A 26962-nucleotide genomic window follows, 5' to 3' on the forward strand; every position below is an offset into this window, starting at 1 on the left:
GGAGGACCTGTGTCCCTCGCGTCCCCCGCCCCGCTCGCCCCCGACGCCGGCACTGCCGCCGGGGACCCGCAGCGCACCATCACGCTGCCTGCGCCCCCGGAGCTCCCGGCCGCCGACCAGGGCAGCGCGGTGCTCACCAGCACGCTGCCGATGCTCGCGGGACTCGGCTCGATGGTGATGATGGCGGGGATGAGCGGGGTCGGCCAGGGCCGCACCCTGGTGGCCGGCGGCTTCTTCCTGCTCTCCACGGCGATGGTGGTGGGCACGCAGGTGGCGCGTCAGCGGCGCCAGCACCGCCGCCGGGTCGACGAGACCCGCGCGGCCTTTCTGCGCGAGCTCGCTGCCGTGCGCGACCAGGTCGAGACGGCAGCGACCGAGCACCGCGCGCGGTTGCAGAAGACGCGTCCCACCCTCGAGACCTGGCTAGCCGCGGGGGCACGGGGTGATGGACCCGATGACCACCGGGTCCGCGTGGGCGTGGCCACCCTGCCCACCGGCCACTCGCTCGTCTGCCCTGCGCCAGCGGACCCGGAGCGCGCCGATCCCTTCGCCCTGCGGGCGGTGCGAGCCCTGGCGTCCCGGGGAGCCCTGGCCGACGACACCCCCTTGGTGCTCGACCTGACCGCGTGGGACGAGCTCGTCGTCACGACCGCCGCGACGACCGAGACATCGGCGGAAGCGGCCCGAGGGCTGGCCCGGCTGCTGGTCACCCAGGTCGCCGTCTCCCACTCTCCTGCCACCGCTCGCGTCGTCCTGGCCTGCGAGCCCGCACGGCTGCGCCACTGGGAGTGGCTCAAGTGGCTGCCGCACCACCGCAGCCTCACCGAGCGCGACGTCGGTGCGGGCCGTCGCCTGCTGGTGAGCGACGCCCCGTGGCCGCCCGACCTCGACGACACCCGCTCCACCCTGCTGGTGCTCGACGGGTCCGTCGCCGTGCCGAGGGCGCTGCTCGCGCGTGCTGGCACCACGGTGGTGCGCCTGTGGGAGGGCGAGCAGGCCGCCAGCCCCAACCCACGGCGCGCCGTCCTGGAGCTCGGCACCGGGGTCCCCAGCCTGCGCACCGTGGCCGGCGCCCTGCCCTGCACCTTCGACACCTGCTCGCCGACGCTGGCCGAGGTGGTCGCCCGCCGCCTGGAGGGCCGGGCCGACGTCGCCACCTGCCCGACCGGGGTTGCGCTGGACGACCTGCCCGCCATGGCCGGGATCGGCGACCTGGACGCCTGGCAGGCGGAGACCTGGTGGTCGACCCGGGAGCCGACCGACGCGCTACGGGTGCCGATCGGCACCGACGAGAGCGGCGAGGTGCTGCACCTCGACCTCAAGGAGTCGGCGCAGGGCGGCGACGGACCGCACGGGCTAGTCGTCGGTGCCACCGGGTCGGGCAAGTCCGAGCTGCTGCGCACCTTGGTCGTCTCCCTCGCCCTCCAGCACCCGCCCGAGGAGCTCGGCATGGTGCTGGTGGACTTCAAGGGCGGTGCGACGTTCGCCGGGCTGGGCGAGCTGCCTCACGTCGCGGCCGTGGTCACCAACCTGGGCGACGACCTGGCCCTCGTCGACCGGATGGCCGACACCCTCACCGGCGAGCTCGTACGCCGCCAGGAGCTGTTGCGGCGCAGCGGTCACGCGTCGCTGAACGAGCACCGCAACGCCCGACGGGCCGGCGCCGACCTGGAGCCCCTGCCCTCGCTCTTCGTGTGCATCGACGAGTTCTCCGAGCTGCTGACGGCCCGCCCGGAGTTCATCGACGTCTTCGTCGCCATCGGCCGGGTCGGACGCTCCCTCGGTGTCCACCTCCTGCTGGCCTCCCAACGGCTCGAGGAAGGACGGCTGAGGGGGCTCGAGACGCACTTGTCCTACCGGATCGGGCTCCGGACCTTCTCCGCCGCGGAGTCCCGGGCAGCGATCGGTCAGCCCGATGCGCACCTGCTGCCGCCCGTGCCGGGAGCGGGCTACCTGGCCACGTCCGGCCAGCCGCTCGTGCGGTTCACCGCCGCGTACGTCTCGGGCCCGCCGCCCCACCACGCCCGAGACACCGCCGTCGCGCCCCGTCCGCTGCCCTGGACCCTGCTGCCACTGCCCGACCGGCCCTCGCCGCGTCCCGCGCAGGCGCGCCACGAGGAGGTCGCCGGCGAGACCAGCACCGCCGACCTCGTCGTCGCCCGGAGCCGCCACGCGTCCCGCACTCGCTCGGTGTGGCTGCCACCCCTGGAGCGGCCAGCGACGGTGGGCGCCCTGCTCGCCGACGTCACCCACACGCCCGACCTGGGCCTGCACTCCCCCAGCTGGCGCGCTCGGTCCGGCCGGTTGCTCCCCCTCGGGCTGGTGGACCTGCCCCGAGAAGCACGCCGCGAGCTGTTCACCGTCGACCTCTCCGGCGCGACCGGCCACTGCGCCGTCGTGGGAGGTCCGCACAGCGGGCGGACCACCACGCTGCAGACGTTGGTGGCCGCGCTCGCGCTGACCGCCACCCCCGTCGAGGCGCAACTCCTCCTGCTCGACCACGGCGGGGGCGGGCTGGCACCCCTGGCCGTCCTGCCCCACGTCGTCGCGAGCGCCACGCGTGGCGAACCGCTCTTCGGCCACGTGGTGGAGGAGGTCGTCAGCCTCGTCGACCGCAGGGAGGCACTCTTCCGAGAGCACGGCATCGACTCCTTCGAGGCCTACGCGACCCGACGTCGGACCGGTGCCGTCGACGACGGCTACGGGGAGGTGTACCTGGTCGTCGACGGCTGGGGTGGGCTGCGCAGCAGTGACCACGAGACCGAGGCCGTCCTCCACCAGCTGGCCGAACGCGCCCTGCCGCTGGGGGTGCACCTGGTGGTCGCCACCCAGCGGTGGAGCGACCTGCGGCCCTCGCTGCGGGACCAGTTTGGCTCGTCGGTGGAGCTGCGGCTCGGCGACCCACTGGAGTCGACCCACGACCGACGCCGTGCCGCAGCGGTGCCCCGTCGCGCCGGCCACGGCCTGGCCCCCGGTGGCCACGCCCTGCTGACCGCGCTGCCGGCCCTGGCTCCGACCTCCGACAGTGCGCCACCACCCGACTCGGTCGCCGACCTGGTCGCCGCCGTCGACCGTGGGTGGCACGGCCCACGTCCCGCGCCCCTGGCCCATCTGCCCGAGCAGGTGGACCTGGCCCAGCTGCGCCGCGACACCGGCACTCCCCCCGAGCTCCTGCTCGGTCACGACGGCCGGGGGTGCGTGGCTCTCGACAGCCCCAGCCACCTGGTGGTCCGGGGCGCCCCGGGCTCGGGACGGACCACGGTGCTGCGCTCCCACCTGCAGGAGCTGCAGCGGCTGCACCCCGCTGCCGCACTGCAGGTCGTCCTCGTAGACCCACGCGGCGGGCTGCACGGCGAGGTCGCCGAGGACCAGCTGCTGCACCACCTCGTCAGCCGCTCCCAGATGCAGGCCCGGTTGGAGGAGCTCGCGTCCTACCTGCGCGGCCGACTGCCGGGCCCCGAAGTCACCGCTGACGAGCTCAGGAGTCGCACCTGGTGGCAGGGCGCGGAGGTCGTCGTGGTCGTCGACGACCACGACGTGGCGGTGGCGGGCGGATGGCAGGAGTGCGGGCTCCACCAGTTGGCCCCACTCCTGCCACGCGCCGACGAGGTGGGCCTCCACGTCGTCGTCGCCCAGCGCAGCGCGACCGGCTTCGGAGGTCGCGCCAGCGACCCCCTCATGCAGGCCCTCGTCGACCTCGAGGTGCCCGTCCTGGAGCTCGGGGAGGGCGCCTCGGCCGGGGCACCCGGGTCGGGCGGCGGCAGGTCCGCCCAACGCCGTACGGGCGCCCCGGTGGGTCGGGGCGTGCTGACGCGGCGCGGCCTGCCACCGGTCAGGCTGCAGGTGGCCCGCGCCGAGGCGCCGTCGGTTGCGCGCCGACGCTCAGCGGCGACCTGACCTGAACATGCCTCGGGCGATCTCGCGGGCGGCGGTGCGCATGAAGTCCTTGAAGACCGGGGAGCCCACGACCTGGTCGACGAGACCTTCGGACTTCTTCGTCGTCCTCTCCCGGGAGGTCGGTTTCTTGCCCCGGGGCGGCTTCGCGGCCTTCTCCGCGCCAGCATCCGTCGAGGCCGGGCCGGCGTCATCCGCCGCCTTGCGGGCGCCCTCCTCCAGCTTCGCCGACAGCATCTCGTGGGCCGACTCGCGGTCGATCGCCGTGGCGTACTTGGCGTGCCGTGGGCTCGACTCGACGGTCGCCTGCATCGCAGCGGGGTCGGCGGGTCCCATCCGCGACCCGGGCGCCCGCAGGCGGGTCCAGGCCACCGGGGTGGGGGCACCGCGCTCGCTCATCACCGTCACGACCGCCTCCCCGATGCCCAGGCCGGTGATCACCCGGCCCAGGTCGTCGTAGTCGGAGTGCGGGTAGGTGTTGACCGTCGCCTTCAGCGCCTTGGCGTCGTTGGGTGTGTGGGCGCGCAACTGGTGCTGGATGCGGCTGCCGAGCTGGCCCAGGACCTCGTCGGGCACGTCGGTGGGGCTCTGGGTGACGAAGAAGACCCCGACGCCCTTCGAGCGGATCAGCCGCACCGTCTGGGCGATCTGCTCCAGGAACCCCTTGGAGGCGTCCTTGAAGAGCAGGTGGGCCTCGTCGAAGAAGAAGACCAGCTTGGGCTTGTCGAGGTCGCCCACCTCGGGCAGGTCGTGGAAGAGGTCGGCCAGCAGCCACATGAGGAAGGTCGAGAAGAGCTGGGGTCGGCTGGCCAGGGTGGGCAGCTCCACCAGGCTCACCAGGCCCCGCCCGTCGGGAAGCACCTGCAGGAGGTCGGCCGCCTCGAACTCGGGCTCGCCGAAGAAGACGTCGGCCCCGGCCGCCTCGAAGGCGATGAGCTCGCGCAGGATCACCCCGGCGGTCGCGCTCGAGAGCCCGCCGAGGGACTTGAGGTCGGCCTTGCCCTCGTCACTGACGAGGTGGGCCACGACGGCGCGCAGGTCGGCCAGGTCGAGCAGGGGCAGGCCGTGGAGGTCGGCGTAGTGGAAGACCAGACCGAGGCTGGACTCCTGGGTGGCGTTGAGGTCGAGCACCTTCGAGAGCAGCATCGGACCGAAGGCGCTCATCGTGACCCGCAGCGGGATGCCGGTGCCCTCACCACCGAGCGCGTAGTACTCCACGGGGCTGGCGGTCGGGCTCCACTGCTGCCCGATCCCCGCGGTGCGGGCCAGCAGCTTCTCGCTGGCCTCGGCCTCCACGCTGATACCGGAGAGGTCGCCCTTGACGTCGGCGGCCACCACCGGCACCCCGTGGGCGGAGAGCTGCTCGGCCAGCAGCTGCAGCGTGACGGTCTTGCCGGTGCCGGTGGCCCCGGCCACGAGACCGTGCCGGTTGACCATCGCGAGCGGGATCCGCACCCCTTCGTGCGTGACGGTGTCGGCGTCGACCACCAGCCCGCCGATCTCCAGCGCGGGGCCCTCGAAGACGTACCCGCGCCTCACGGCGTCGACGACGGGATGCTCCTCAGCGGCTGCGTGGCTCATGACCGCACCCTAGCCAGCGCCGGGATCGTCACGGCAGGGACACGTGCCGTCGTTATAGTCACCCGGGTGATCTTCAAGCGCGTGGGCGACGGCCGGCCCTATCCCGGGCACGGGCTGACGTCGCGCGCGTGGGCGGCGATCCCTCCGAGCCAGGTGCGACTCGACCAGCTGGTGACCACGAAGGACACGCTCCAGCTGGTGGCGCTGCTCGACGAGGACTCCACCTTCTACGGCGACCTCTTCGCCCACGTCGTGCAGTGGCGCGGCGAGCTCTACCTCGAGGACGGCCTGCACCGGGCGTTGCGTGCGGCTCTGCAGCAGCGCAACGTGCTGCACGCGCGCATCCACACGGTCGACGACGGGGCGGTCGGCTCCTGATGGACCAGAAGTCGAAGTCGCGCCTGACCCTGGCCTCCCTCGTGGCGCTGCTGGTCGTCGCCGCCGTGGTCGGGTGGCAGGCCATGACCGCACCCTTCCCCGTCGCCGAGGACCTCCCGCCCTGCGTGGACACCTCGATCGCGAAGGGGCAGGAGGTCTTCCCCGACCAGGTGACGGTGAGCGTCTTCAACGCCAGCCGGCGCAACGGCCTGGCCTCGCGCACCATGAACGGCCTCACCAGCCGGGGCTTCGTCTCGGCCCGCACCGGCAACGCCCCCGACACGCGGGTGCGCGGCGTCCAGATCTGGTCGCAGAACGCGAAGAACCCCGCGGTCGCCCTGGTCCGCTCCCAGTTCCGCCGGGCGAAGGTCACCGCCGGTCCGGCGCTCGGCCCCGGCGTCGTGGTCGTCGTCGGCGACGGCAACGTCGCGATGAAGCGTCCGAAGAAGTCGCCCACGTCCTACGTCTCGACCACGCCCGCGACGATCTGCAGCCCGCCCGGTTCCACCGACCTCACCGACTGACCTCGGGCCGGGCGCCAGTGCGTCAGGTCGCCGGGCCTCAGACCAGGTCGTGCACGAACTCCGAGAGCTGGGAGAGGTTGCGGCACTCGGTCATCGGCACCACCTGTCCGTAGACGGGCGCCGCGGAGTCGCCGGTGCCCCAGTGGCGCCGGTGCTCGGGGTTCAGCCAGACGGCGCGCCGCGAGCGCTCCACCATCGCGGCGAGCGCCTCCTCGTTGAGGTTGCGGTAGTTGGAGCGCGCGTCCCCCAGCACCATCAGCGTCGACTTGGGGCCCAACGCGTCGGCGTACTGCTGCTCGAAACGCCCGAACGCCTCGCCGTAGTTGGTGCGTCCGAAGCGGGCGGCGTGCGCGCTGCGGCGGGCCAGCTCGGCGAAGACGGCGGCCGGGTCGGCGCCGGGGTCGAAGACGTCGGTGACCTCGTGCACGTCGTCGACGAAGGCGAAGGCCCGTACCTTCGTGAACTGCTCGCGCAGCGCGAAGACGAGCATCAGCGTGAACTGCGCGAAGTTGGCCACCGAGCCGGAGACGTCACAGAGCACGACGAGCTCGTTGCGGTGCGGGCGCCTGGGTCGGTGGTGGGTCTCCAGCGGCACGCCGCCGGTCGCGAGGGAGGCGCGCACCGTACGCCGGAAGTCGAGCGCCCCGCGTCGGCGCGCGTGCTGCTCCTTGGTGAGCCGGGTCGCGAGCTTGCGCGCCAGCGGCAGCAGCTCGCGGCGCAGGCGGTCGAGGTCCTCGCGGCGCGCCGAGGTGAACTCGAGCTGGTCGATGCTCGGGCGCACGGTGGTGCGGGCCAGCTCGACGAGGTCGCGCTCGGCGGCCAGGCGGCGCAGCGCATCGGCCTCCACCTGGGCCCGGAAGGTCGCCACGCGCCGTTCCGCCTCCCCCCGGGCCTCCTCGGGCTCCATGCCCTGACGGGTCAACGCCTCGACGAGGCGGGCGACCAGCTCGTCGGGATCCACGCGACGCAGGGTGGTGTAGGGCGACCAGCCGGTCTGCCCGGGCGCGCGTCCGGGCATGCGTCCGAACCGGGCGACGGCCTCGGCGGCGAGCTCGGGGTGCTCCTGGGGCGGCTCGGCCGCCATCTCCTCGGCCAGCCGCTCGCGGAAGTCCTGCAGCTGCGGCGCGGAGTCTCGTACGCCCGACTCGTCGTCGAGCGCCCGCGCCGCGACGCCCTCGCCGACCATGCGCGGGAACCACAGGTCGAAGACGGCGTCGAAGGTCACCCGCTGCCCGGTCCGCTTGACCAGGGTGGCCGCGTAGGCCGTACGGACCGTCTCGCGCTCCGACCACCCCAACGCCCCGAGCGCCTCGACCGCGTCGAGGCCCTCGGCCAGCGAGACGGGCAACCCCGCCTCACGCAGGGCCTCGACGAAGCCGAGGTGACGCTCCAGGAGGGACATGGGTGGGTCGGTGTCGGCTCAGGAGGCGGGCACGACCGCGACGGGCACCTCGGAGTGGTGCAGCACGCCGCGCGCCACCGACCCCAGGGTGAAGCCGCTCAGCCGGTCCTTGGCGTCGCGCCCGAGCACGAGCAGCTGGGCCGACTCGGCCTCCTCGAGCAGGTGGTGCACCGGCTGTCCGACGATCTGCACCAGCTCGACGTCGACACCGGGGAACTCCTCGGCCAACCCGTCGAGCCGCTTCTTGAACTCGGTGGCCACCTCGCCACGCCAGTCGTCGAAGGCCTGCACGAAGACGGCCGTCTCGGCGACCAGCGCCGGGTGCGGCTCCCAGACCTGCACGGCCCTGAGCGGTACGCCCCGGGTGCGGGCGGCCTCGAAGGCGAAGCGCAGGCCGGCGGCGTGGTCCTTGTCGACGTCGACGCCGACGACCACCGGCGCGTCGGCGTGGGCGGAGGCGTCCCAGCCCACCGGCACGACCACCACGGGCGTGTGGGCACGGCCCGCCACGGCGATGGAGGTGGAGCCCATCACCAGGCGACCGATGGCGCCACGGCCACGCTTGCCGACGACAAGCAGGTCGCGCTCCTCCGCGACCTCCTGCAGCACGGCGACGGGGTGGCCGGTCTCGATCACGGCGCGCACGCGCTCGGCCGGGAGGGTCGCGCGGGCGTGGTCGGCAGCCTCCTTGGCGACCGGCTTGAGGTAGTCGCTCGGCGGCGTCTCGGGCACGTAGCCCCCGATCACCTGGTAGGGCTCGGCGACGGTGGTGACCACGAGGTCGGCGCCGGTGGTGGCGGCGTGGTCGACGGCCCAGTCGAGCGCGCCGCGGTTGGCCTCGGAACCGTCGACGGCGACGGCCACGGTCTGCACAGTCATCATTTCCTCCTGCGTGAGATGAGTTCGTGCGCGGCCTTCTTCTGGTCGGACACGTGTTTGAGGACCACCCCGAGCGTGGCCACGGCGACCTCCTCGTCGAGGTCGTCGATCTCCAGGGCGACGAGGGTCCGCGCCCAGTCGATCGACTCGGCGATCGACGGAGTCTTCTTGAGGTCGAGCTCGCGCAGCTGGGCGACGACCTCCACGACCTGGCGGGCGACCGCCTCGTCGATCTCGGGCACCTGCCCCACCACGATGGCGCGCTCCCGCTCCAGGTCGGGGTGGTCGAGGTGCAGGTAGAGGCAGCGACGCTTCAGTGCCTCGGAGAGCTCGCGGCTGGCGTTGGAGGTGAGCACCACGTAGGGACGCCGGGTCGCGGCGATCGTGCCGAGCTCGGGGATGGTGACCTGGAAGTCGCTGAGCACCTCCAGCAGGAGCCCCTCGACCTCGACGTCGGTCTTGTCGACCTCGTCGATGAGCAGCACCGTGGGCGCGTCGCGCCGGATCGCGCTGAGCAGGGGTCGGGTGAGCAGGAACTCGTCGGTGAAGATGTCGTCGTGGGTGCTGGACCAGTCCTGCGAGCCGCCGGCGGCCTGGATGCGCAGGAGCTGCTTCTTGTAGTTCCACTCGTAGAGCGCGCGCGCCTCGTCGAGGCCCTCGTAGCACTGCAGGCGTACGAGCTCGGCTCCCCGTGCCCGGGCCACCGCCTTGGCGAGCTCGGTCTTGCCGACACCGGCCGGCCCCTCCAGCAGCAGGGGCTTCTCCAGCGCACCGGCCAGGAAGGCGGTGGTCGCAGTGGCGGAGTCGGCCAAGTAGCCGCTCTCCCGCAGGGCGGAGGAGGCGTCGTCGGGGGAGGTGAACCAGTCCGTCCGCATGCCCCCAATCTAGGGCGCCGACGGCCCACGCGGGCACCACACCCGGGAGAGGTGGGTCACGCCGCCGGGCTAGGCTCGCGACACCAGCGACGAAGGAGCACCATGAGCCAAGAAGAGCACGACCACGACGAGGCGGTCCTGAGCATCGCCGCCCAGATGATCGCCGACGAGACGGCCGCGCACGTCGCCACCGTCTCCCACGGCTCGCCGGGCCTGCACCTCGAGCTCATCGACCTGAGCAACGGGCTGCCCGCCGACGACGAGGACGACTGGGACTTCGACCTGCCCGCCGACCTCGGCCTCAAGATCCTGCTCGGTGGCGTCGACCCCGAGGTGGCGGTACAGCTGCTGCGCGCGGCTGCCGACTACCTCGAGGAGGCCATCGAGGAGGGCGGCGCCGAGGACGACGACGAGGACTGATCGTCCTGCACCACGACGCCCCCGTAGGTCACCGACCTGCGGGGGCGTCGTCGTCCGGCTCATCCCGGACGCTGGCAGAGGGGGCGGGATTCGAACCCGCGGTAGGTCTCCCTACGACCGCTTTCAAGGCGGTTCCGATAGGCCACTCCGGCACCCCTCCGTGTGCGCACGGCGCACCGGAGCATCTTAGGCACACTCGGCGCCGCAGGTGCGCGGGTCAGGGCTCGGGACGGGGTGGGGACGCGGGCGGATCACTCCGACCCGCCCACCTCGAGCTCCACCTCGTCCCAGGCCACGTCGTTGACGCGCTGCAGGTGCCGACGCAGGCAGGCGGCCAGACGGCGTACGTCGTAGGCGACCCGGTCGACGTCGTCGGTGCCGATCACCCGGTGACGGGTGAGGGTGATCCGGTCGAGCAGGCTGTTGCGCTCGCGCAGGAGGCTGGAGCGGCGGGCCTGCAACCAGTCGTCGGGGCCCTGCGACTCCTCCACCAGGAGCGTACGCGTGCGGTCGAGGCGGTCGAGCAGCTCGCGGCGCCACACCTTCGGCGGGCGTCCGGAGAGACCCTCGAGGCCGGCGACCAGGTCGTCGACCGCGTCCGGGCGCCGATGCCCGTCGTGGGGCTGCTCGGGTGCAGTCCCACCGGTCGTCGAGCTGGTGCTCATGGCGCCTCCGCGGGGGGACCCGGGTCTCAGCCCGGCTCCTCAGTGTGCGCCTGAAGGGGCTGCCTGACAAGGAGTTGACGTCCCCTGAGGTCGGAGCGGGTTTGGTGGTCCGTACGGCGGTTGTGTTCAATCGGGTCGTGGTGACCGACTATCGCTTCTCTCCCGCCGTGACCGCCCGCCTGCTGGGCGTGACCATGCTCTTCATGGCCGCCCTCGTCGCCGCGGCGACCCTCGGGGTGGCCGTCGCCAACTGGCACGGCGCGGTGCTGCTCGTGCCGGCGCTGGTCGTCATCGTCGTCGTGGTGGGCCTGATGGCCTGGTCCAACGGTTGGGTCGTGCGCCTGACCGAGGACGGCTACCGCGTGCGCCGGATCCGTGGCGCGGGCGTCACCGCAGCCCGCTGGAAGGACGTCGAGGACGCGGTGACCACCGAGGTCCTGGGGTCGCGGTGCGTGGTGCTGCGCCTGCGCGACGGTCGGACCACCACCATCCCCGTCGACTCCCTGCACGCCGACCGTGAGCAGTTCGCGCGCACCGTGGGCGAGCACCTCACCCGCGGCCACGGAATCCGGCCGCTGGGGGGCTGATTGGCCGGGCGGGTCGACCGCCTTGTAGCCTGTGAGCGCTGTCTGGAGGCGTCGCCTAGTCCGGTCTATGGCGCCCGCCTGCTAAGCGGGTTGAGGGTCACACCTCTCGCGGGTTCAAATCCCGCCGCCTCCGCCAGTCGAGACCCCGTCCGAGCCCCGCTCGGGCGGGGTCCACACAGTTCTGGGGGACGGACCCCTGGACGAGATTCGGTCGCAGTCAGGCCCAGGCGCGTGACTTCATCTTCCTGCACTGCATGAACATGCAGACCTGTTCTTGGTGACGCACCCGGTTCCCCCACCAACAATGTGGATGGACAACCACTCCCCCTACCCCGAGAAGGTGGAATCCCATGAAGATCGTTCGCATCGTCACCGTGGCCGCTCTGGCCGGCATCCTCAGCCTCACCGCAGCGGTCGCACCCGCCCAGGCCAAGCTCGACACCAGCTGGGGCTACGTGAGCGGCAAGCGCTGACCGCGCTCCGACACCCCCAGCGGTGAGCGGTCGCCGGGCGCGAGGACCTCAGCCCTCCTCGTCCCCGTCGACCTCCTCACCCGAGACGCCGAGGCGGCCCATCTCATAACCGAGCTGGAACCTGGTCTCGGCGTCGAACTCTGACTTGAGGTCCGCGACGTAGGCAGCGTACGTGCGCGGGCTGACGCCCAACCTCTTCGCGCTCGCCGGGTCGGCGTGGCCCGCGATGAGCATGCGGATCGTCATGGCGCGCTGCTCGGCCGCGATCTCGCGGCTGCGGGTGTTCTCCCGCGTCTCGAGCGGGCGGCCCCGTTCCCAGGTGCGCTCGAACATGTCAACCAGGTAGGCCACGATCGACGGTTCCCGCACGGCCAGCGCCACCGCCAGGCTGTCGTGGCCGGGGATGACGGCCACCCGCCGGTCGACCACGATCAGGCGGTTGAAGAACTCGTCGAGGGTGCGCACCTCGGCTCCGCGTGCCCGCACCGCGGCCACGTACTTGTAGGTGACGCGGCTGCGGCGCGCCGAGTGCTGGTAGAGCGTACGCATCTTCACGCCGCGCTCGAGGGCGGCGATGTCGCGGGCGGTCGCCGCCGCCAGGGTCGCGGCGTTGCGGCCGGTCTGCGGCTGGGCGGTGAGCAGCTCGGACTCGGCGTCGGCCACCAGCGCGGCGATGAACGGACTGATCGCCTCACCCCGCACCTCCGTGAAGGCGCCGCTGGCGGGCGCGGGCGCCTTGCGCCAGGCATGCCCGAGGCCGGTGAAGGCCTGCGACCACTGCGCGGACTCACTGATCAGGTGGGCGCCCTGCTGCCCGAGGGGGGTCACCACCATCGACGAGACGGTGCTCGGGTCGACGGGGGTGTAGCGGCCGTCGTCCTCGACGAGGAGGCCCAAGGTGACCAGCAGGTCGAACGCTGCTCGCGTACGCGGGTCGTCCCAGCGCGCGTCCGCGACGGAGAGGTGGCCCGCGGCGACGACCGACTCGTACAGCGGCGTCGCGACCTGCTCGAAGAGCTCGCGCTCCTCAGGGCCGTAGTGCGTCACCGGTCGATTCCCTTCAGACTGGACGGTGTGCACATGGTTGCACAATCGCCGCGCAACACCAGTAGAACGGCGCCGCGGACGATTTCGCAGAGAAATGCACAGACCAGCGTGCCGGCCACCCGGGTTGCGCGGGGCTGCGTGGGGCTGCGCAACGCACAGGGCCCCGGACACGTGGTCCGGGGCCCTGCGGCGGTGTTGCTCAGGAGCGTGAGGTCACTTGGCGTCGGCCTCGAGGTCGGCCTTCACACGGTTGTGGGCCTCCCAGATCTCCTTGGGCATGTCGGGGAACTGCTCCAGGTGCTCGGTGCGGTGACCGATCTCCTGCTGCCAGCGGGCGTTGTCGATGCGCAGGACCGCGTCGAGGTCCTCGGGGTCGATCTCGAGGCCCTCGAGGTTGAGCTCCTCCTTCTTCGGGAGGATGCCGACGGGGGTCTTGACGCCCTCGACCTCGCCGTTCTTGAGCTGCATGAGCCACAGGAGCGGACGCAGGTTGTCGCGGTATCCGGGCCACAGGAAGCGGCCGTCCTCGCCACGCTGGAACCAGTTGACGTGCGCGAAGAGCGGCTTCTCGCTGGCGGCGTTGATGATGTCGAGGTAGTGCTGGGCGTAGGGGCCCTCGCCGTAGGCCATGAACGGCCGGTTCGACATCGGGTCGTAGCGCAGGACGCCCTCGGTGCCCTCGGCGGCGAAGGTGGCCTCCGCGCCCAGGGTGAGGCCGTCGTAGACACCCTCGGCCACGTCGGTGATCGCGCGGATCAGCGGCTCGCGGTCACGGGTACGACCACCGAAGATGATGGCGTCGACCGGCACGCCGGCGGCCTCGTCCCAGTCGGGGGCGATGTTGGGCACCTTCGACAGCGTGGTGGTGAAGCGGCTGTTCGGGTGCGCCCACGGGTCGTTCTTCTGGGCCTCGGTGCGCTCGGAGATGAGGTTGCCGCGCCAGTCCTCCCAGCCGGTGACGTCCTCCGGCGGGTTGGGCGTACGACCCTCCCACCAGACCTCCTGGGTGGTGGGGTTGTAGGCGACGTTGGTGAAGATCGCCTCGGAGTTGGAGTCGATCGAGCCCAGCGCGGTGGGGTTGGTGGTCTCGTTGGTGTCCTTGGCGACACCGAAGACACCGTTCTCCGGGTTCATCGCCATGAGCTTGCCGGTCTTCTCGTCGACCCACAGCCAGGCGATGTCGTCGCCGTAGAAGTAGACCTCGTAGCGGTCACCCAGGGCGTCCGGCGGGAGCATCATGGCGAGGTTGGTCTTGCCCGACGCGGACGGGAAGCCACCGGTGACGTGGTAGGTCTTGCCGGTCTCCTTGTCCTTGATGCCGATGAGCATGTACTGCTCGCCGAGGAACTTCTTGGAGACCCAGCCGTCGTAGGCACCCTGGCGCAGGCCGTGGGCGATCTTGCCCAGCAGCGCGTTGCCGCCGTAGGAGGAGCCGTAGTGCAGGATCGTGCGCTCGTCGGCGACGGTGACGAACCAGCGCTGGTCGTCGTCGGTGCCCTGGCCCAGGTTGGGCAGGTCGCCGGTCACGTGGACGGCCTTCACGAACATCTCGGGGTTCTCGAGGTCGTTGACGTACTCGATGCCGACGCGGGCCATGCGGATCATGTGGAGCACGACCGGACGGTTGTCGGTCAGCTCGACGCCCACGCCCCACGGCGCGAGGGCGTTGCCCGCCGGCGCCATCAGGTAGGGGATCACGTACATGGTCTTGCCGGCGGAAGCGCCCTTCATCTTGTCGTGAAGGAGGGGCTTCATCTCCGAAGCCGGCTTCCAGTTGTTGTAGACGCCCTTGTCCTTGGGGTCGTTGGTGGCCACGACGGTCCGCTCCTCGGAGCGGGCGGTGTCCTTGTGGTAGCTGCGCGAGTAGTAGCGCCCCTTGCCGGCCGGCAGCAGCTCGCCCGCCTCCAGTGCCTCCTGGATCAGGCGTGCGTCGTCAGACGACGAGACCACCTCGACGCGCTCGGCGCCGGTGAGCTCCGCGTACTGCTTGACGTACTCACGCACGTGGGGGTTGGTGAGACCCGCCGCGTCGAGGACTGCTTCAACGTCTGCCATCGAACCTTGCTCCAATTCATGGAAAGTGCCGGTGATTCCGGAGGACCAGCCGACCATCACTTCGTGGGTGTGCCTGGGTGTGGGCGGTGATCCCATGGCCTCGAGAGGCCGTAGAGATGCGCACCCACGGTAGCCCGCGCGAAACCCACGCCGACGCCGGGGTGGTCCCCGCATGGTGGCAGGAGAGCACGAAATGTCAAAACGGCTCTGACCGGTCGTCGCGTGACACGCGGAGGCGTACGCCCAGGGGCTGCTGGTGAGCAGCCGAGGCCTGTCGCAACCCCCGTCGCGGCCTGCCGGGCGGACCTGGCGGGCGCGTCCTGTCGGGAGGTGTGCCGAACGGACGTGCGGGCCGAGGTGCCTGCAGTCAGGGTACGCCCGGCGGCGCCCCCACGACGCCGGTGTCCACCGTGGTCCTCGCCACTCCCCGCCGGCGCGACGTCACGGCGTACGCCCCCGCGCACCGCCCCCAGATTTCGCATCCGCGAGCACGTCCGCTAACCTCTACCGAGTCGCCGCGTCCGCGTGGTGGCGGGCGCCTGTAGCTCAACGGATAGAGCATCTGACTACGGATCAGAAGGTTTGGGGTTCGAATCCCTACAGGCGCGCAAGACCAGAACCGCAGGTCACCCCCCAGGTGACCTGCGGTTTTGTCGTTCCTGGGACCTGAGCCGCGCGTTCGGTCTCGCTCGTCAGTTCGCGGGTTGACACCCAAAGTGACACCAACGAGGTCACAAGAGGCCCTCTTCGTCACCCTCACCGAAGAGGTCCCCAAGCCGGTTGAGGGCTCCGCGCTTGTCGTCCAAGGAGACGTGCGCGTAGACGTTCATCGTCATCTCCAAGGCGGAGTGGCCGGCGATTTCCATCACGATCCTTGGGGGCACGCCGAGTGCGAGCAGCAGCGAGACGCAGCCGTGACGGAAGTCGTGCATCCGCACTTTGCGGACGCCAGCTGCCTTCAGGGACGCCTGCACGAACTTCGAGCAGTTGTCGGGATCGATCGGGGTGCCGATGGGCGTCGTGAAGACGAGCGCGTTCGAGTCCGCATGTGCTGGGTACAAGGAAGTAGCGCTTGCCAGTTTGTCCCGACAACTACCAGTGCCCGACAGGTGAATCCGTACGCATGAAACCTGGGGCGACACGATCTTCACGTGTCGCCCCAAGCCCTGCGCCTCGTACGACCTTAACGAGCCACGGACACCACCACTCTTCCGTGAGTCCCGACTAGCCTGCCGTCGTTACTACGTCAAATTCGAGCCCCTGCAACGCTAGATGCTGGTAGGGCGACGCTTGAGTTCCAAAGCACGCCCCGAATGAATCCATGAGTGGCAACGGCAACCCGTTTGCAAGCCCATCATCAAGTCCAGCTGCACGTCGAGCCGCCGCGAAGTCGGCCACGTAGCATTGGAGTTGGATGCGATTGATCTCTATTTCTGTTTCCCACTGCTCGTCCCCCCAAGTCAGAAGGAGGCCTAGTTCGGTTTCTCGAACCGACCCCCATTGGCCGATGAACGTCCTAAGCAATTCCCATAATTGATCTCGATTCTGCATTTCGCACCCTCCTCCTGGGCTTAGAAGCGGGTCCCCTTACAGTAGTCCCCGTTCCTCGTCGGGAACGAGTTCATGATTCGAACGCCCGTCCGCCCAAGGATAACAATCACATGTCGCTTGAAGGAACTCCCACTGGGATTCCGGAAATCGAAATTCTTTTGGTAGCAGTATCGATCTGCGTTCTGGACGGTCCTCCAGTAGGGCTCGCCTATAACCCAGCTGATAGCCCAGTGCATGAAGTTCCCCCAGTTGCGCCCTTCGAGGGCAGCAAGTGCGGCGAAATCCTTCTTGTGTTGGCCCGTACGCACGCCCCCTGATGTGGCGGAGTCCGAAAGCAGACTCACTCTGAGTACTGCTCATTGGCCACGTTCTTCTCGATGAGTTCCTCGCGGACAGCGTCCTCGAGCGCTGCACTGAGCGTCGCGTGGACGTACCTGATCGTGCGCACTCCTCGCCCGGCTCGGCCCAGCGAGTCCAGGTAGAGCCGCACTTCGCGAGCCGTCAGCTTGCCCAGCTGCCGAGTTCCCAGATCAGGCACCAGGTACTTGTCGATGTGGAATGCGTAGTGACTCGGCGCGCGGTGAACGCGAGGAAGTTCCTGACCAGGGCGTCGACCCACACGGAAACGCCACTGCCCCGGTCCTGGCAGTCACCGATGGACGCAGCAGCGTGGTGGTCGGCCGCGAGCAGGCGCGCCTGCGCCGCCAGCTGCTGGGCAGCCGCGATCTAGCTCCCTGCGGCCTCTGTGGAAAATCTCTGCCACCTTCACTACTGGTGGCTGCGCACATCGTTCCGCGCCACGCCCTGAACCACGCGGAACGTCTTGACTTCGCGTCAGCGTCCTTCCTGGCCTGTCGCTTGGGGTGTGACGCACTCTTTGAGGACGGATACGTCGTGGTGGACCCTTCAGGAGTGGTGGCCGCCGGCCGTAGTGCGAGCGGCGACGTAGCTGCCGCGGTTGCGCGACTGGTAGGCCACACGGTCGATGGGTTCCCCCCCGCTCGTGCCCAGAAGTTCGCCCGCCATGCCCAGCTTCACGTCTAGGCACCGGCGACGTCACCAGGAAGCCCTAGTCCGGTTGACCCCCGTTCCGCTCGAGACCATCATGACCCAGCCAGCCACTCTGGCTGCCTGACCCCAACTGTCACCCAATCGTGCAGCAGTCCTAGGCCTACCGGCGCGAGGCGGCGGCGCGCGGCGCCAAGGGGGCCTCAAGCCCGTCCTGGCCGACCAAAGCCTCGCCCCGTTCGAGCTCCCCGAGGGCTTCACCGACGTCGACGACTTCCGTCAGCGCCTGCACGAGGCGACCGCTGAGCGGCGTCGTGCGTACGCGCTCTACGACGGCCACGGCACCCGCTGGCTCGCCCTGCACCTCCTCGGGCTCGACTCGCGCCGCACGGCCTAGCGGCCTGATCGAGACTCGCGCCCCCGGAAAGACGCCTTCAGGACGATGCACACCAGAACCTGCAACGGGTGCCAGGCGCAGTGCTGACAGCAGCAGCGCCCGGCACCTCACGGATGCCAGGCGCTGCTGTGGTTCCACTACTGAAGTTGTGGCTGCACGTAGAAAGCCAGCACGCGGCCTCGCGAGCCCTGGAGCCAGAACTCCTGCACCGTCACCGCCGTTCCCTCCTTGATGGCGTCCACGTCGGAGCCTTCGATGACAGCGACACCGCAGGAGTCCTCAGCGCGGTCCACGCACACGCTGGTGCGGTCCGCGTTGATCTTGACGACGGTGGTGTCGAACTCCTCAGGACGGTCGCTGAAGCCGATCCATCCCGCAGCAAGGCCGACCAGGAACGTCATGACGCCAACGCCAACGGCAACAGCAACGGCAAGAGGCTTTCCGGGCATGCTCAGCCTTTCAGTTCCATCGGATCCAAGCGTAGGGCCACCGACCGTACCCCTGGCTCTTCGGGAACGGGCTCGTTTCAACGCGTCAGCGCGAGCCACCTCAAAGTAGCTGTCCGGGTCTACCCCCGCGGAGCAGCCTCACGGCGTGCCGCTGCGCGGCGGCCTCATCGGGCGCTCGGCGACCATCCAGCCGGGGCGCCTAGGCCCCTCAATCATTCCGGGAGCAGCGACCAGTCTCGGTGACCGCTGGAGCGTCGCCACACAAGATGGTCTGCCACCGATACTCCAACGTGTACTTCTTGCCCTCGGCCTCGTAGTCGACGTGCGTGACGTCGATGTGCGTTCCTTGACGACCGACCTGGACCTCGGTGAGCATCTCCACCCATCCATCTTCTGGTGCAGGGTGCGCCGAACAGGGCACGTCCACGGTCACCGGAAGATCGCGGGATGCATGTCCGCCGTTCGCAGGCTCACCTGGCATCCCATTGAAGTCTGGATACACGCCATACGACTCGCCGAACCCGCCCGCCCAGTCTTTCGATCGGTCGCGAAGAGGGGGCGTGAACATGAACAGCGTGTTGATTCGGAGAGGCTGGGGCGCCGCTTCGTAACGCACCGCAGTGATGGTGGCCTCCGCAACACCCTCCACACAGGGATGTGCATACCCGGAGGTCAACCACCACGTGCTGGCCCGCGGAGGCGCGTAGGTGGCTTTTCCGCCCTCCCCCGTGAGCATCGCGAGCGGACCCTCACCCTCCTCATGCACCATGCGTGCTGACCGACCGTCGGGCCCCTGAGGCAAGCCGCATCCCCCGGCAAATATCACGGCGCACGCGGCCGCTCCCAGGAGGAACGGCCGCGTACGGCCAGGTTGAAGACCGAAGCGCCTGGTCACTTGAAGTACTCAGCCTGCTTTCTGTCGCGTGCCGGGTTCAGTAGAGGCTCTGAATCAACGCGCCGACGGTAGTCGGTGCCGGGTCGCGCCGGTAGCGGTTGTCCGCGAACTCGACTGGTGGGCCGGTCGACCCGACGGACGCGCGACCGCGCCGGCCGCCGCGCGTCACTGCTGCGCGACGACGATGCTCTCGGGGAGCTCCAGGTCGGGAACGAGTTCGCGCAGAAGATCACGGACACGGCGGTCGAGGTCGGCGATGATGCGTCGCACGGTCGCCTGGTCCTGCCCACCCGGGTCGTCGACCGGCCAGTCACGGTAGGTCACGCCCGGGACGTAGGGGCACTGCTCGCCACACCCCAAGGTGATTGCCAAGGTGCTGGCCGCGATCATCTCGCGGGTCAGGTGCTTGGGGCGCTCCTGGCTGGTGTCGACCCCCAGGCCTTGCAGGGCCTCGGCGACCTCGGGGTGGATGTGCTCACCCGGCTGGGTGCCGGCCGAGAGCGCCACGACCCGGCCTTGGGCGTAGTGCTCGGTGAGCACGCGGGCGATGACGGAGCGGCCACCGTTGCGCACGCAGGCGTACACGACCTGGGGCGTGCGGTCGTCGGGCGGAAGGAGGGGCTGGGTCACGGGAGATCTCCTGTTCGGGTGTCGGTGAAGAAGCGGCGGGACCAGAGGCTGACGTAGATCAGACCGACCAGGACCGGCACCTCGATCAGCGGACCGACGACACCGGCCAGGGCCTGGCCGCTGGTGACGCCGAAGACCGCGATGGCCACGGCGATGGCGAGCTCGAAGTTGTTCCCGGCCGCGGTGAACGCGACGCTGGTTGAGCGGGCGTAGCCCAACCCGATCCTGTGGGCCACGACCATGGAGCCGGCCCACATGAGGACGAAGTAGAGCAACAGCGGGAGCGCGATGCGAGCGACGTCGAGCGGCCGACTCGTGATCGTGTCTCCCTGCAGCGCGAACAGCACGACGATGGTGAACAGCAGGCCGTAGAGGGCCCAGGGGCCGACCACCGGGAGGAAGCGCTCCTCGTACCACTCGCGCCCGCGGCGGCCCTCACCGATGCGACGGCTGAGGTAACCCGCTGCGAGGGGGATGCCCAGGAACACCAGCACGCTCACGGCGATCTCCCACACCGAGACGTCGAGGCCCGTGGCACCCAGACCCAGCCAGCCGGGGAGCACCTCGAGGTAGAACCAGCCGAGCCCTGCGAAGGCCACCACCTGGAAGACCGAGTTGAGGGCCACCAGCACGGCGGCGGCCTCCCGGTCACCGCACGCCAGGTCGTTCCAGACGATCACCATCGCGATGCATCGCGCGAGGCCGACGATGATCAGGCCGGTGCGGTACTCCGGAAGGTCGGGCAGGAAGGTCCACGCCAGCGTGAACATCAACGCCGGGCCGACCAGCCAGTTCAGCACCAACGACAGCACCATGGTGCGCCGGTCGCGGACGACCGTGCCGAGCTCGCCGTAGCGGACCTTGGCCAGCACCGGGTACATCATCACCAGGAGACCGATGGCGATCGGAAGCGAGATCGAACCGACGGCCATCGCGTCCAGGGCGTCTGCGATCCCAGGCACCCAGCGTCCGGCGAGCAGGCCGACCACCATCGCCAGACCGATCCACACCGGCAGGAAACGGTCGAGCGTCGACATCCGGGCGGCGACCTGACCAACGGGCGCCGAGCCGGCCGGCACCTCGCCCGTGGGCGGCGCAGTCCTCGTCATGCGCGCGGCTTGGTCGCTCGCACGATCGCGCCGTGCATGCCGGGCGCGGCCTCGTGGGTGAACTCGACGCTGGCGTCGACGAACCCGGCGTCGTGCAGGAGACCCAGGTATTCACTGCGCGACAACGCACCCGCGATGCACCCGACGTACGAGCCCCTCTCGGCGCGTTCGGCGGGCGTGAGGTGGTCCTCGGCGACGACGTCGGAGACCCCGACGCGACCCCCGGGAGCGAGCACGCGAAACATCTCCGCGACCACCCGCGGCTTGTCGACGGAGAGGTTGATGACGCAGTTCGAGATGACCACGTCGACCGCCGCGTCAGGAAGCGGCACGTCCTCGATCGTTCCCCTGAGGAACTCGACGTTCTGCGCGCCGGCCTTCTCGGCGTTACTGCGCGCGAGCTGGAGCATCTCATCGGTCATGTCCACGCCGTAGGCGAAGCCGGTCTCCCCGACCCGTCGCGCGGAGAGGAGCACGTCGATCCCCCCACCGGACCCGAGGTCGAGCACTCGCTCCCCCGGGCGGAGGTCGGCGACCGCGGTGGGGTTGCCGCACCCCAGGCTCGCGGCGACGGCCTCGGCCGGCAGGTCCTGCTGGTCGTCGCCGTAGAGCGCAGCGCCGAACGACGCGTCCGCGACCAGCTCGGTGCCCGAGCAGCACGAGCCCTCCCCCTCCGGGTCGACGGTGAGCTGGAGCGCGTCGTTCACCTCGCCGTTGCTCGCCCCCCGGCCGACGGCGGAGGCCGCCTCGGCATACCGGAGCCGGACCTCCTCGCGCAGCAGGTCGGGGTCGGGTGAGAGATCGGAAGTGCTCATGCTCGGGTCCTCCGGACGTGGGGAGCTCTGACGCATCGAGGATCATCGATCAATCGACGAATGTCAATGCGTCTGGCAGACTGCTCGCATGCCCGCCCCCTCCTCACCCCCCTCTGTCGACCTGACAGGAGCGGAGTGCTGCTCCACGGTCACGGGCGGCGCGCTGGACGCGGCCGCCGCACAGGACCTGGCGCGCGTGTTCAAGGCACTCGGCGACCCCACGCGCGTACGCCTGCTCTCACTGATCGCCGCCCAGTCCGACCGCGAGGCGTGCATCTGCGACCTCACCGAACCGGTCGGCCTGGCGCAACCGACCGTCTCCCACCACATGAAGCAGCTCGTCGAGGCCGGACTCGTCATGCGCGAGCAGCGGGGACGCTGGGCGTACTTCCGCATCGTCGAGGAGACCCTCACCCTGCTCAGCGACGCGCTGAGACCGTGAGGTCCGCGCCCCGTTGACCTGCGCTTCTGTCGTTGCAGGGACACGCGAGGAGCGCCAGCGACATACTGGCCAGACCCCTCCATCCCCTTGCGAGACCGTCATGAACAAGTGGCTCGCGCTCGTCCTGGCATCGATCCTTCTCGTCCTGTCGTCGGGATGCGCCGACGTGAAGAAGGCGGAGAAGAAGGCGAACGATCCCCAGGCTCAGCGTGCGGCGTTCATCCTCAAGCAGGCCGGCATGGACCCTGACCTCAGCTCCTACGTGGAGGTCTACCTGGTGGAGTTCACCTACGGTGACGGCGTGGAACGCGCAGCCGTCCATGTCGACGGGAAGGTCGTGCTGCCGGGCGGCGCCGGGCAGTGACCCCGCACTGACAACAGCGCATTCGCTGGGCCAACTCGGCTCGAGCACGGCAGGATGAACCCTGATGGAAACCATCGACGAGGCGATCGCCGCCATGGACGCACTCCTCGACCGGGCCCTGGACGAAGGCGACCCGCGGGGCTACTTCACCTGCGTCTACCGGTCCGTGACCGCCAGGGTCCGCGACGGGATCCGTGCTGGCGAGTTCGACGACTGCGAGCGCATGGAGCGGTTCGACGTCGAGTTCGCCCGGCTCTACCTCGACGCGGCCGCCGGGTTCGCAGCCGGGCGGCCGATCTCGCAGTCGTGGCAGGTGGTCTTCGAGGCTCCGCCGTCGGCGTTGGCGCTGCAGCACGTGATGGCCGGCATGAACGCCCACATCAACCTCGACCTGGGTGTGGCAGCAGCTCGGGTCCAGCAGGGTGCCGAGGTGGCGCACCTGCAGGCCGACTTCGAACGACTCAACGACGTCCTGGCCATGATGATCGACCGGATGCAGGACGCGTTGTCACACACGGCGCCGTGGACTGCGGTGGCCGACCGGCTGGCGGGGCGCATGGACGAGCTGGTGTCCGGCTGGTCCATCGAGTACGCCCGGGCGCGCGCCTGGGCGTTTGCCGAGCGGCTGGCGACGGCCGGCCCGGACCTCGAGAGTCTCGTGGCCGACCGTGACGCCAGGGTGGCCGCGTTGGGTCGGCGCATCCTGCATCCACCCGCCCCGGTGCAGTGGGTGACCGGGTGGATGGCCGACCGGGAACGCTCCGACCTCCTGGCCGTCATCGGAGCGCTGGCCGACTGACGCCGGGAGTCAGCCCTGGCTGGCGGCCCTGGCCTCCGCCTCGTCGGCGAACTCGCAGAACGCCTCGTAGGCGCGAGCGCCGTGGATGGAGGCCGGGCCGCCGTGCATCAGGAAGGTGACACCGATGGCCTCCGCGGCCTCCTGGCGGGTCGCCCCCGCCAGGACTGCCGCGCGCGCATGGGAGGCGACGCAGCCGTCGCACCCTTCCACGACACCGATCGCCAGGGCCATGAGCTCCTTGACCTTCTTGGGCAGCGCGCCCTCGGCGAAGGCGGCGCCCGAGAGCTCGTTGAAGCCCTTGTAGACGTCCGGGATCGCCTGACGCAGCTGGCGGTGCAGCGGCGACAGCTCCTTCAGCACCTGCTTGCCGTAGGTGGCGGACTGGTGGTCGTGCGACTCGTGCGCCATGACGGGCCGTCCTTTCTCATGAGGTGACGATGCCTCCACCGTAACCCAGAACCCCCGGGGGGGATAGTCCCCGTGCATCGTGCACAACTGCCTCCGTCCCTCTTGGTCACCCCGACAACGCCCTCGTCGGACGTGGCGCGGCGAGGGTAAAGAAACGCCGAAACCGATGCTCCGAACCCCGAACGCGCGTTAGGTTTTCCTCGTACGGGGGCCCGGCGTTCGCGCCGCCTCCTGTCTCCCCACCGCATCCCCAAGATGACTCGGTGGCCCGAGCCCGGCCGAGCCCCTCCCCCCAATCGGCCGGGCTCTCGGGCGTGCTCCGTGGGCCACCGGACGAGCGTCGTTGAAGCCTCAGGCCACGCGTACGGGAAGGGCCTCGAAGCCGCGCAGGATCCGAGTGGGTCGCCGCCGCGCACCCGGCTCGACGACCAGGTCGGGAAAGCGGTCGAAGAGCGCCCGCAGGCCGACCTCTCCCTCCATCCGGGCCAGCGACGCCCCCAGGCAGTGGTGGCGTCCGGCGGAGAAGGCCAGGTGCTCGCGCGCGTTGCCGCGAGTGACGTCGAAACGTGCCGGGTCGTCGAACACCTCGGGGTCGCGGTTGGCCCCGCCCAGCACGGTCGCCACCAGCGCCCCGGCGGGGATGCGGCGCCCGGCGACCTCGGTCTCCTCACGGCACGTGCGCGCGGTCATCAGCACCGGCGGGTCCAGGCGCAGCGCTTCCTCGACCGCGTTGGCCCACAGCGACGGGTCGTCGCGCAGGGTGGCGAGCTGACTGCGTACGCCCGCCTCGCCGGCGAGCAGCGCGACGGCATTGCCGAGCAGGTTGACAGTGGTCTCGAACCCCGCCGCCAGCACCAGCCCCGCCGTGGCCTTGAGCTCCTGCTCGTCGAGCCCCACGCCGTCCTCACGGGCGCGGACCAGCTGACTCATCAGGTCGTCACCAGGCTTGTCGCGCAGCCGCGTCAGGTGGTCGGTCAGCCACGCGTCGAAGGCCGCGAGCGCCGAGTCGACGCGTCGGTAGGCCGTCCAGTCGAGGCCCATGTCGAGGCTGGCGGCAGCCGCCGTGCCCATCTCGAGCACCCGCTGGTGCTCGGCCTCCGGCACCCCCAGCACCTCGCAGATCACCGCCACCGGCAGCGGCGCGCAATAGCTGGAGACGAGGTCGACCGGACCCGTCTGCCGCGCCATCCGGTCGAGCAGGCCCTGGGCGATCTCCTCGGTGCGACCACGCAGCTTCTCGACGGCTCGCGCAGTGAAGACGCGGGTCACCAGCCTGCGGTAGCGGGTGTGGTCCGGAGGCTCGGTGGCCAACAGCGACGGCGGGCGCAACGGGTGCACGGTGGGCGGGGTCGTACGCTCCACCAGCCGCGCGACCCAGGGTTGCGGCGACGCCGGGAGCCCGGCGCCGAAGGCGGAGCTCGACAGCACCTCCTTCACCACGGCGTGGTGGGTGGTGACGAAGCCGAACGCGGTCGGCGACAACGGCCCCCGGGCACGGATCTCCTCCACCACTCGCCACACGGCCTGCGGGTCGGCCGCAGCGGTGGCGGCCACCAGTCGGCCCTGCAGGTCACCTCGTCGGGCGGCGGCGCGCAGCGCGAGGCGAGGCAGCCCGTCGGAGACTCCCCAGTGCAAGGAGCGCGCCAAGGTGACGCGCGCCTGCCGCGTCACGGGGTACAGGGCCTGGGGCATCCGGGTGCTCACCCTCGCCATCATGCCGCTGCGTCCGTGGTGCGGACCACGTTCTGACGCGACTCATGCGATCCCTACTCTGAGCGGGCCGCGTGCTCGGGGGACTCGCTGCACTGCCCCCGCACCGCGGTCGGGTCCGACGACGGATCCGCCGAACGACCAAGGGGGATGCGGTGCGCCGCAGAATGACGACGTGGATCCTGGGGGCCGTCCTGGCCGCCGGGCTGGCCACGACAGCACAGAGCCAGACATCCGACACCGACGCGGGCCCGATCGTGGCTCCGGAGATCGTGCCCGTCGCGGCGCCTTCGAAGCTGGTCGTGATCCAGCACAACACCGACGGCAGCCGGACCAGGTATGACAGTGCGCTCCAGGAGGCGGCAGACACCGGCGCCCACGCCGTCATCCTGCAAGAGGTCTGCAACTCGTGGGTGAAGGAAGGTCTTCCCACGGGATGGCAGCACAACTACAGCCCGACCAAGACCAAGACCACGGCCAACGCCTGCCCCGGGCCACACACCGACAAGGGAGTGCTGGTGGCGTGGACCAGGCCAGCCGAGGCGGTGACCACACCGACCTTTTCCCTCAAGAAGGAGCCCAAGGACAGGACCCGCAAGCCGAAGCTGGTCTGCCTGGGCGTCACCAGCGGTGCGAAGTACACGATCTGCGGCACCCACCTGGTCGCCTTCAAGAACTTGTGCCCGGACAAGGACAACCCGACCCCCGACTGCATGCAGCCGGCGGATGAGATCCGCGAGCAGCAGGCACGGAAGATCCGCAACAAGGTCAAGGGGTGGCTGGGAGATCGCCGGGTGATCATCGGCGGCGACTTCAACACCAACCCCAAGGACACACCGCTGGACTACTTGTACGCACAGCCCGCCGGCGCTTCGAAGCAGGGCCGATTCATCGAGGCGGAGCAGCTCGGGTCCAAGGGCAAGCCGGTACGCAAGGGGCAGGACACCGCGGAGGGCAGGAAGATCGACTACCTCTTCTTCTCCGACAACTTCACCTCGGTCAAGCACCCGGGCAAGCTCGCGCCTCTCAAGTTCATCGACGCCGAGACACCCAACGGGGTCAAGAGCGGACATGCCCGTTTGCTGGCCACTGTGCAGATCCCAGACTCCATCCCGGGCGGCGACAGCGCGGGTGACGGTTCAGCGCCGGCCCCCGCACCCTGCGCAGACAACGACTGCTTCCGCGCCCAGCTCGGCGTGCAGGACTACGTGCACAACGAGAACAGCAGGCGCAGCGACGTCCGACTGCGCCGGTTCGTGCTCGACCGCAAGTTCTACGCCCGGTCCTACCCCGACGTCGACGCCTGGGCCCAGGAGGCCGCGCGCGTCCACGGCGGCAACAAGTACGACTACGTGGAGTCCCACTGGCTCAACCACGGCATCGCCGAGGGACGGATGGGCTCGGCCACCTTCGACCCGGCCTACTACCTGAGCATCCACCCGGACGTCGCAGCCGCGTACGGCGCCACCAACTTCCAGGGGGCGATCGAGCACTACGTGGCCCACGGTCAGCACGAGGGCCGTCGGTCGTCGATCTTCTTCGACGTCGCCCACTACAAGGCCCGCTACGCCGACATCGCCGGCGCCTCGAACCAGGACGCGATGA

General features: G+C 70.2%; 28 protein-coding genes and 3 tRNA genes. 13 read left to right on the forward strand and 18 right to left on the reverse strand.

Annotated features, from left to right (window positions below; translation table 11 throughout):
• The first annotated feature begins 9 nt into the window (after positions 1-9).
• Positions 10-3897, forward strand: coding sequence for a type VII secretion protein EccCa (eccCa, locus tag IEQ44_RS05235; protein ID WP_193637389.1), 3888 nt, complete (start codon positions 10-12; stop codon positions 3895-3897).
• Here the strand turns inward: eccCa and IEQ44_RS05240 are convergent.
• Positions 3883-5475: a helicase HerA-like domain-containing protein gene (locus IEQ44_RS05240; protein WP_193637390.1), complete on the reverse strand. Its 1593-nt coding sequence runs from the start codon at positions 5473-5475 to the stop codon at positions 3883-3885. The genes eccCa and IEQ44_RS05240 overlap by 15 nt on opposite strands.
• Positions 5476-5541: 66 nt before the next feature.
• Here IEQ44_RS05240 and IEQ44_RS05245 point away from each other — a divergent pair, with 66 nt between their 5' ends.
• Complete coding sequence (locus IEQ44_RS05245) at positions 5542-5853, forward strand: type II toxin-antitoxin system VapB family antitoxin (protein ID WP_193637391.1); 312 nt, start codon at positions 5542-5544, stop codon at positions 5851-5853.
• The gene (locus IEQ44_RS05250) at positions 5853-6377 is read left to right on the forward strand and encodes a LytR C-terminal domain-containing protein (RefSeq protein WP_193637392.1); all 525 of its coding nucleotides are present in this window, start codon (positions 5853-5855) and stop codon (positions 6375-6377) included. Before IEQ44_RS05245 ends, IEQ44_RS05250 begins: the two co-directional genes overlap by 1 nt.
• Positions 6378-6414: 37 nt before the next feature.
• Here the strand turns inward: IEQ44_RS05250 and IEQ44_RS05255 are convergent, their stop codons facing one another.
• Genes IEQ44_RS05255 through IEQ44_RS05265 form a run of 3 tightly spaced genes read right to left on the reverse strand, consistent with a single transcriptional unit; the run spans position 6415 to position 9533 of the window.
• Entirely contained in the window at positions 6415-7779 is a 1365-nt protein-coding gene (locus tag IEQ44_RS05255; protein WP_193637393.1) for a vWA domain-containing protein, read from the reverse strand.
• 18 nt (positions 7780-7797) lie between these two features.
• Positions 7798-8658, reverse strand: a complete 861-nt coding sequence (locus tag IEQ44_RS05260; protein ID WP_193637394.1) for a universal stress protein — start codon at positions 8656-8658, stop codon at positions 7798-7800.
• Positions 8658-9533: an AAA family ATPase gene (locus IEQ44_RS05265; RefSeq protein ID WP_193637395.1), complete on the reverse strand. Its 876-nt coding sequence runs from the start codon at positions 9531-9533 to the stop codon at positions 8658-8660. Before IEQ44_RS05265 ends, IEQ44_RS05260 begins: the two co-directional genes overlap by 1 nt.
• Before the next feature lie 102 nt (positions 9534-9635).
• On the opposite strand from IEQ44_RS05265, the gene IEQ44_RS05270 reads away from it, so the two are divergent.
• On the forward strand, positions 9636-9953 hold the full coding sequence (locus IEQ44_RS05270) for a hypothetical protein (RefSeq protein WP_193637396.1): 318 nt from the start codon (positions 9636-9638) through the stop codon (positions 9951-9953).
• Between the two features lie 72 nt (positions 9954-10025).
• Here the strand turns inward: IEQ44_RS05270 and IEQ44_RS05275 are convergent.
• Both IEQ44_RS05275 and IEQ44_RS05280 read right to left on the reverse strand, forming a co-directional pair.
• A tRNA-Ser gene (locus tag IEQ44_RS05275) sits at positions 10026-10113 on the reverse strand.
• A 91-nt stretch (positions 10114-10204) separates the two neighbouring features.
• Positions 10205-10618 (reverse strand): hypothetical protein, encoded by a 414-nt coding sequence (locus tag IEQ44_RS05280; RefSeq protein WP_193637397.1) that lies wholly within the window; start codon positions 10616-10618, stop codon positions 10205-10207.
• Between the two features lie 137 nt (positions 10619-10755).
• Between IEQ44_RS05280 and IEQ44_RS05285 the strand changes: the two genes are divergently transcribed.
• The 3 genes from IEQ44_RS05285 (at position 10756) to IEQ44_RS17600 (ending at position 11678) form a co-directional block, all read left to right on the forward strand.
• The gene (locus tag IEQ44_RS05285) at positions 10756-11205 is read left to right on the forward strand and encodes a hypothetical protein (RefSeq protein ID WP_193637398.1); all 450 of its coding nucleotides are present in this window, start codon (positions 10756-10758) and stop codon (positions 11203-11205) included.
• 44 nt (positions 11206-11249) lie between these two features.
• Positions 11250-11341 (forward strand) — tRNA-Ser (locus IEQ44_RS05290).
• A 214-nt stretch (positions 11342-11555) separates the two neighbouring features.
• The gene (locus IEQ44_RS17600; RefSeq protein WP_264674436.1) at positions 11556-11678 is read left to right on the forward strand and encodes a hypothetical protein; all 123 of its coding nucleotides are present in this window, start codon (positions 11556-11558) and stop codon (positions 11676-11678) included.
• Positions 11679-11726: 48 nt separating this feature from the next.
• On the opposite strand, the gene IEQ44_RS05295 is transcribed toward IEQ44_RS17600, so the two are convergent.
• Together IEQ44_RS05295 and IEQ44_RS05300 are read right to left on the reverse strand one after the other, a co-directional pair.
• On the reverse strand, positions 11727-12725 hold the full coding sequence (locus tag IEQ44_RS05295) for a LuxR family transcriptional regulator (protein WP_193637399.1): 999 nt from the start codon (positions 12723-12725) through the stop codon (positions 11727-11729).
• A 213-nt stretch (positions 12726-12938) separates the two neighbouring features.
• The gene (locus IEQ44_RS05300; protein ID WP_193637400.1) at positions 12939-14780 is read right to left on the reverse strand and encodes a phosphoenolpyruvate carboxykinase (GTP); all 1842 of its coding nucleotides are present in this window, start codon (positions 14778-14780) and stop codon (positions 12939-12941) included.
• A 222-nt stretch (positions 14781-15002) separates the two neighbouring features.
• Between IEQ44_RS05300 and IEQ44_RS05305 the strand changes: the two genes are divergently transcribed.
• Both IEQ44_RS05305 and IEQ44_RS05310 read left to right on the forward strand, forming a co-directional pair.
• Positions 15003-15281, forward strand: a complete 279-nt coding sequence (locus IEQ44_RS05305; protein WP_193637401.1) for a hypothetical protein — start codon at positions 15003-15005, stop codon at positions 15279-15281.
• A 34-nt stretch (positions 15282-15315) separates the two neighbouring features.
• Positions 15316-15388 (forward strand) — tRNA-Arg (locus IEQ44_RS05310).
• 123 nt (positions 15389-15511) lie between these two features.
• Here IEQ44_RS05310 and IEQ44_RS05315 read toward each other — a convergent pair.
• From IEQ44_RS05315 to arsM, 8 genes are all read right to left on the reverse strand, one after another.
• A complete protein-coding gene (locus IEQ44_RS05315) occupies positions 15512-15841 on the reverse strand; it encodes a tyrosine-type recombinase/integrase (RefSeq protein ID WP_227486974.1) in 330 nt (109 codons plus the stop codon).
• 830 nt (positions 15842-16671) lie between these two features.
• Entirely contained in the window at positions 16672-16869 is a 198-nt protein-coding gene (locus IEQ44_RS05320; protein ID WP_193637403.1) for a site-specific integrase, read from the reverse strand.
• Between the two features lie 633 nt (positions 16870-17502).
• Positions 17503-17787 (reverse strand): hypothetical protein, encoded by a 285-nt coding sequence (locus tag IEQ44_RS05325; RefSeq protein WP_193637404.1) that lies wholly within the window; start codon positions 17785-17787, stop codon positions 17503-17505.
• A gap of 86 nt (positions 17788-17873) precedes the next feature.
• Positions 17874-18137 carry a hypothetical protein gene (locus IEQ44_RS05330; protein WP_193637405.1) on the reverse strand — a complete coding sequence of 88 codons (264 nt, stop codon included), beginning with the start codon at positions 18135-18137 and terminating at the stop codon, positions 17874-17876.
• A gap of 256 nt (positions 18138-18393) precedes the next feature.
• On the reverse strand, positions 18394-18567 hold the full coding sequence (locus IEQ44_RS16800) for a hypothetical protein (RefSeq protein WP_227486975.1): 174 nt from the start codon (positions 18565-18567) through the stop codon (positions 18394-18396).
• A 678-nt stretch (positions 18568-19245) separates the two neighbouring features.
• Positions 19246-19710 carry an arsenate-mycothiol transferase ArsC gene (locus IEQ44_RS05340; RefSeq protein ID WP_193637407.1) on the reverse strand — a complete coding sequence of 155 codons (465 nt, stop codon included), beginning with the start codon at positions 19708-19710 and terminating at the stop codon, positions 19246-19248.
• Positions 19707-20819, reverse strand: a complete 1113-nt coding sequence (arsB, locus tag IEQ44_RS05345) for an ACR3 family arsenite efflux transporter (protein ID WP_193637408.1) — start codon at positions 20817-20819, stop codon at positions 19707-19709. The genes IEQ44_RS05340 and arsB overlap by 4 nt, the downstream gene beginning before the upstream one ends.
• Entirely contained in the window at positions 20816-21634 is an 819-nt protein-coding gene (gene arsM, locus IEQ44_RS05350) for an arsenite methyltransferase (protein WP_193637409.1), read from the reverse strand. The genes arsB and arsM overlap by 4 nt, the downstream gene beginning before the upstream one ends.
• 88 nt (positions 21635-21722) lie before the next feature.
• Between arsM and IEQ44_RS05355 the strand changes: the two genes are divergently transcribed.
• The 3 genes from IEQ44_RS05355 (at position 21723) to IEQ44_RS05365 (ending at position 23239) form a co-directional block, all read left to right on the forward strand.
• The gene (locus IEQ44_RS05355; RefSeq protein WP_193637410.1) at positions 21723-22076 is read left to right on the forward strand and encodes an ArsR/SmtB family transcription factor; all 354 of its coding nucleotides are present in this window, start codon (positions 21723-21725) and stop codon (positions 22074-22076) included.
• Positions 22077-22176: 100 nt separating this feature from the next.
• Positions 22177-22440, forward strand: a complete 264-nt coding sequence (locus IEQ44_RS05360; RefSeq protein ID WP_193637411.1) for a hypothetical protein — start codon at positions 22177-22179, stop codon at positions 22438-22440.
• Positions 22441-22504: 64 nt separating this feature from the next.
• The gene (locus tag IEQ44_RS05365; protein WP_193637412.1) at positions 22505-23239 is read left to right on the forward strand and encodes a DUF5995 family protein; all 735 of its coding nucleotides are present in this window, start codon (positions 22505-22507) and stop codon (positions 23237-23239) included.
• A gap of 9 nt (positions 23240-23248) precedes the next feature.
• Here the strand turns inward: IEQ44_RS05365 and IEQ44_RS05370 are convergent, their stop codons facing one another.
• Both IEQ44_RS05370 and IEQ44_RS05375 read right to left on the reverse strand, forming a co-directional pair.
• Positions 23249-23647, reverse strand: coding sequence for a carboxymuconolactone decarboxylase family protein (locus IEQ44_RS05370; RefSeq protein WP_193637413.1), 399 nt, complete (start codon positions 23645-23647; stop codon positions 23249-23251).
• A 351-nt stretch (positions 23648-23998) separates the two neighbouring features.
• Entirely contained in the window at positions 23999-25351 is a 1353-nt protein-coding gene (locus IEQ44_RS05375) for a cytochrome P450 (protein WP_319804510.1), read from the reverse strand.
• An 80-nt stretch (positions 25352-25431) separates the two neighbouring features.
• On the opposite strand from IEQ44_RS05375, the gene IEQ44_RS05380 reads away from it, so the two are divergent.
• Positions 25432-26962: endonuclease/exonuclease/phosphatase family protein (locus tag IEQ44_RS05380; RefSeq protein ID WP_193637415.1), on the forward strand; the 1531-nt coding region annotated here is incomplete at its 3' end.

Source organism: Nocardioides malaquae, from assembly GCF_015070385.1.
Lineage (GTDB): Bacteria > Actinomycetota > Actinomycetes > Propionibacteriales > Nocardioidaceae > Nocardioides > Nocardioides malaquae.

What these genes read in the sequence shown, in the direction of transcription:
- IEQ44_RS05355 (WP_193637410.1), top strand. Translation starts at nt 21,723, where the DNA reads ATGCCCGCCCCCTCCTCACCCCCCTCTGTCGACCTGACAGGAGCGGAG.
- arsB (WP_193637408.1), bottom strand. Translation starts at nt 20,819, where the DNA reads ATGACGAGGACTGCGCCGCCCACGGGCGAGGTGCCGGCCGGCTCGGCG.
- IEQ44_RS17600 (WP_264674436.1), top strand. Translation starts at nt 11,556, where the DNA reads ATGAAGATCGTTCGCATCGTCACCGTGGCCGCTCTGGCCGGCATCCTC.
- IEQ44_RS05280 (WP_193637397.1), bottom strand. Translation starts at nt 10,618, where the DNA reads ATGAGCACCAGCTCGACGACCGGTGGGACTGCACCCGAGCAGCCCCAC.
- IEQ44_RS05365 (WP_193637412.1), top strand. Translation starts at nt 22,505, where the DNA reads ATGGAAACCATCGACGAGGCGATCGCCGCCATGGACGCACTCCTCGAC.
- IEQ44_RS05270 (WP_193637396.1), top strand. Translation starts at nt 9,636, where the DNA reads ATGAGCCAAGAAGAGCACGACCACGACGAGGCGGTCCTGAGCATCGCC.
- IEQ44_RS05370 (WP_193637413.1), bottom strand. Translation starts at nt 23,647, where the DNA reads ATGGCGCACGAGTCGCACGACCACCAGTCCGCCACCTACGGCAAGCAG.
- IEQ44_RS05265 (WP_193637395.1), bottom strand. Translation starts at nt 9,533, where the DNA reads ATGCGGACGGACTGGTTCACCTCCCCCGACGACGCCTCCTCCGCCCTG.
- IEQ44_RS05240 (WP_193637390.1), bottom strand. Translation starts at nt 5,475, where the DNA reads ATGAGCCACGCAGCCGCTGAGGAGCATCCCGTCGTCGACGCCGTGAGG.
- IEQ44_RS05255 (WP_193637393.1), bottom strand. Translation starts at nt 7,779, where the DNA reads ATGTCCCTCCTGGAGCGTCACCTCGGCTTCGTCGAGGCCCTGCGTGAG.
- IEQ44_RS05300 (WP_193637400.1), bottom strand. Translation starts at nt 14,780, where the DNA reads ATGGCAGACGTTGAAGCAGTCCTCGACGCGGCGGGTCTCACCAACCCC.
- IEQ44_RS05260 (WP_193637394.1), bottom strand. Translation starts at nt 8,658, where the DNA reads ATGACTGTGCAGACCGTGGCCGTCGCCGTCGACGGTTCCGAGGCCAAC.
- IEQ44_RS05330 (WP_193637405.1), bottom strand. Translation starts at nt 18,137, where the DNA reads ATGACGTTCCTGGTCGGCCTTGCTGCGGGATGGATCGGCTTCAGCGAC.
- arsM (WP_193637409.1), bottom strand. Translation starts at nt 21,634, where the DNA reads ATGAGCACTTCCGATCTCTCACCCGACCCCGACCTGCTGCGCGAGGAG.
- IEQ44_RS05360 (WP_193637411.1), top strand. Translation starts at nt 22,177, where the DNA reads ATGAACAAGTGGCTCGCGCTCGTCCTGGCATCGATCCTTCTCGTCCTG.
- IEQ44_RS05250 (WP_193637392.1), top strand. Translation starts at nt 5,853, where the DNA reads ATGGACCAGAAGTCGAAGTCGCGCCTGACCCTGGCCTCCCTCGTGGCG.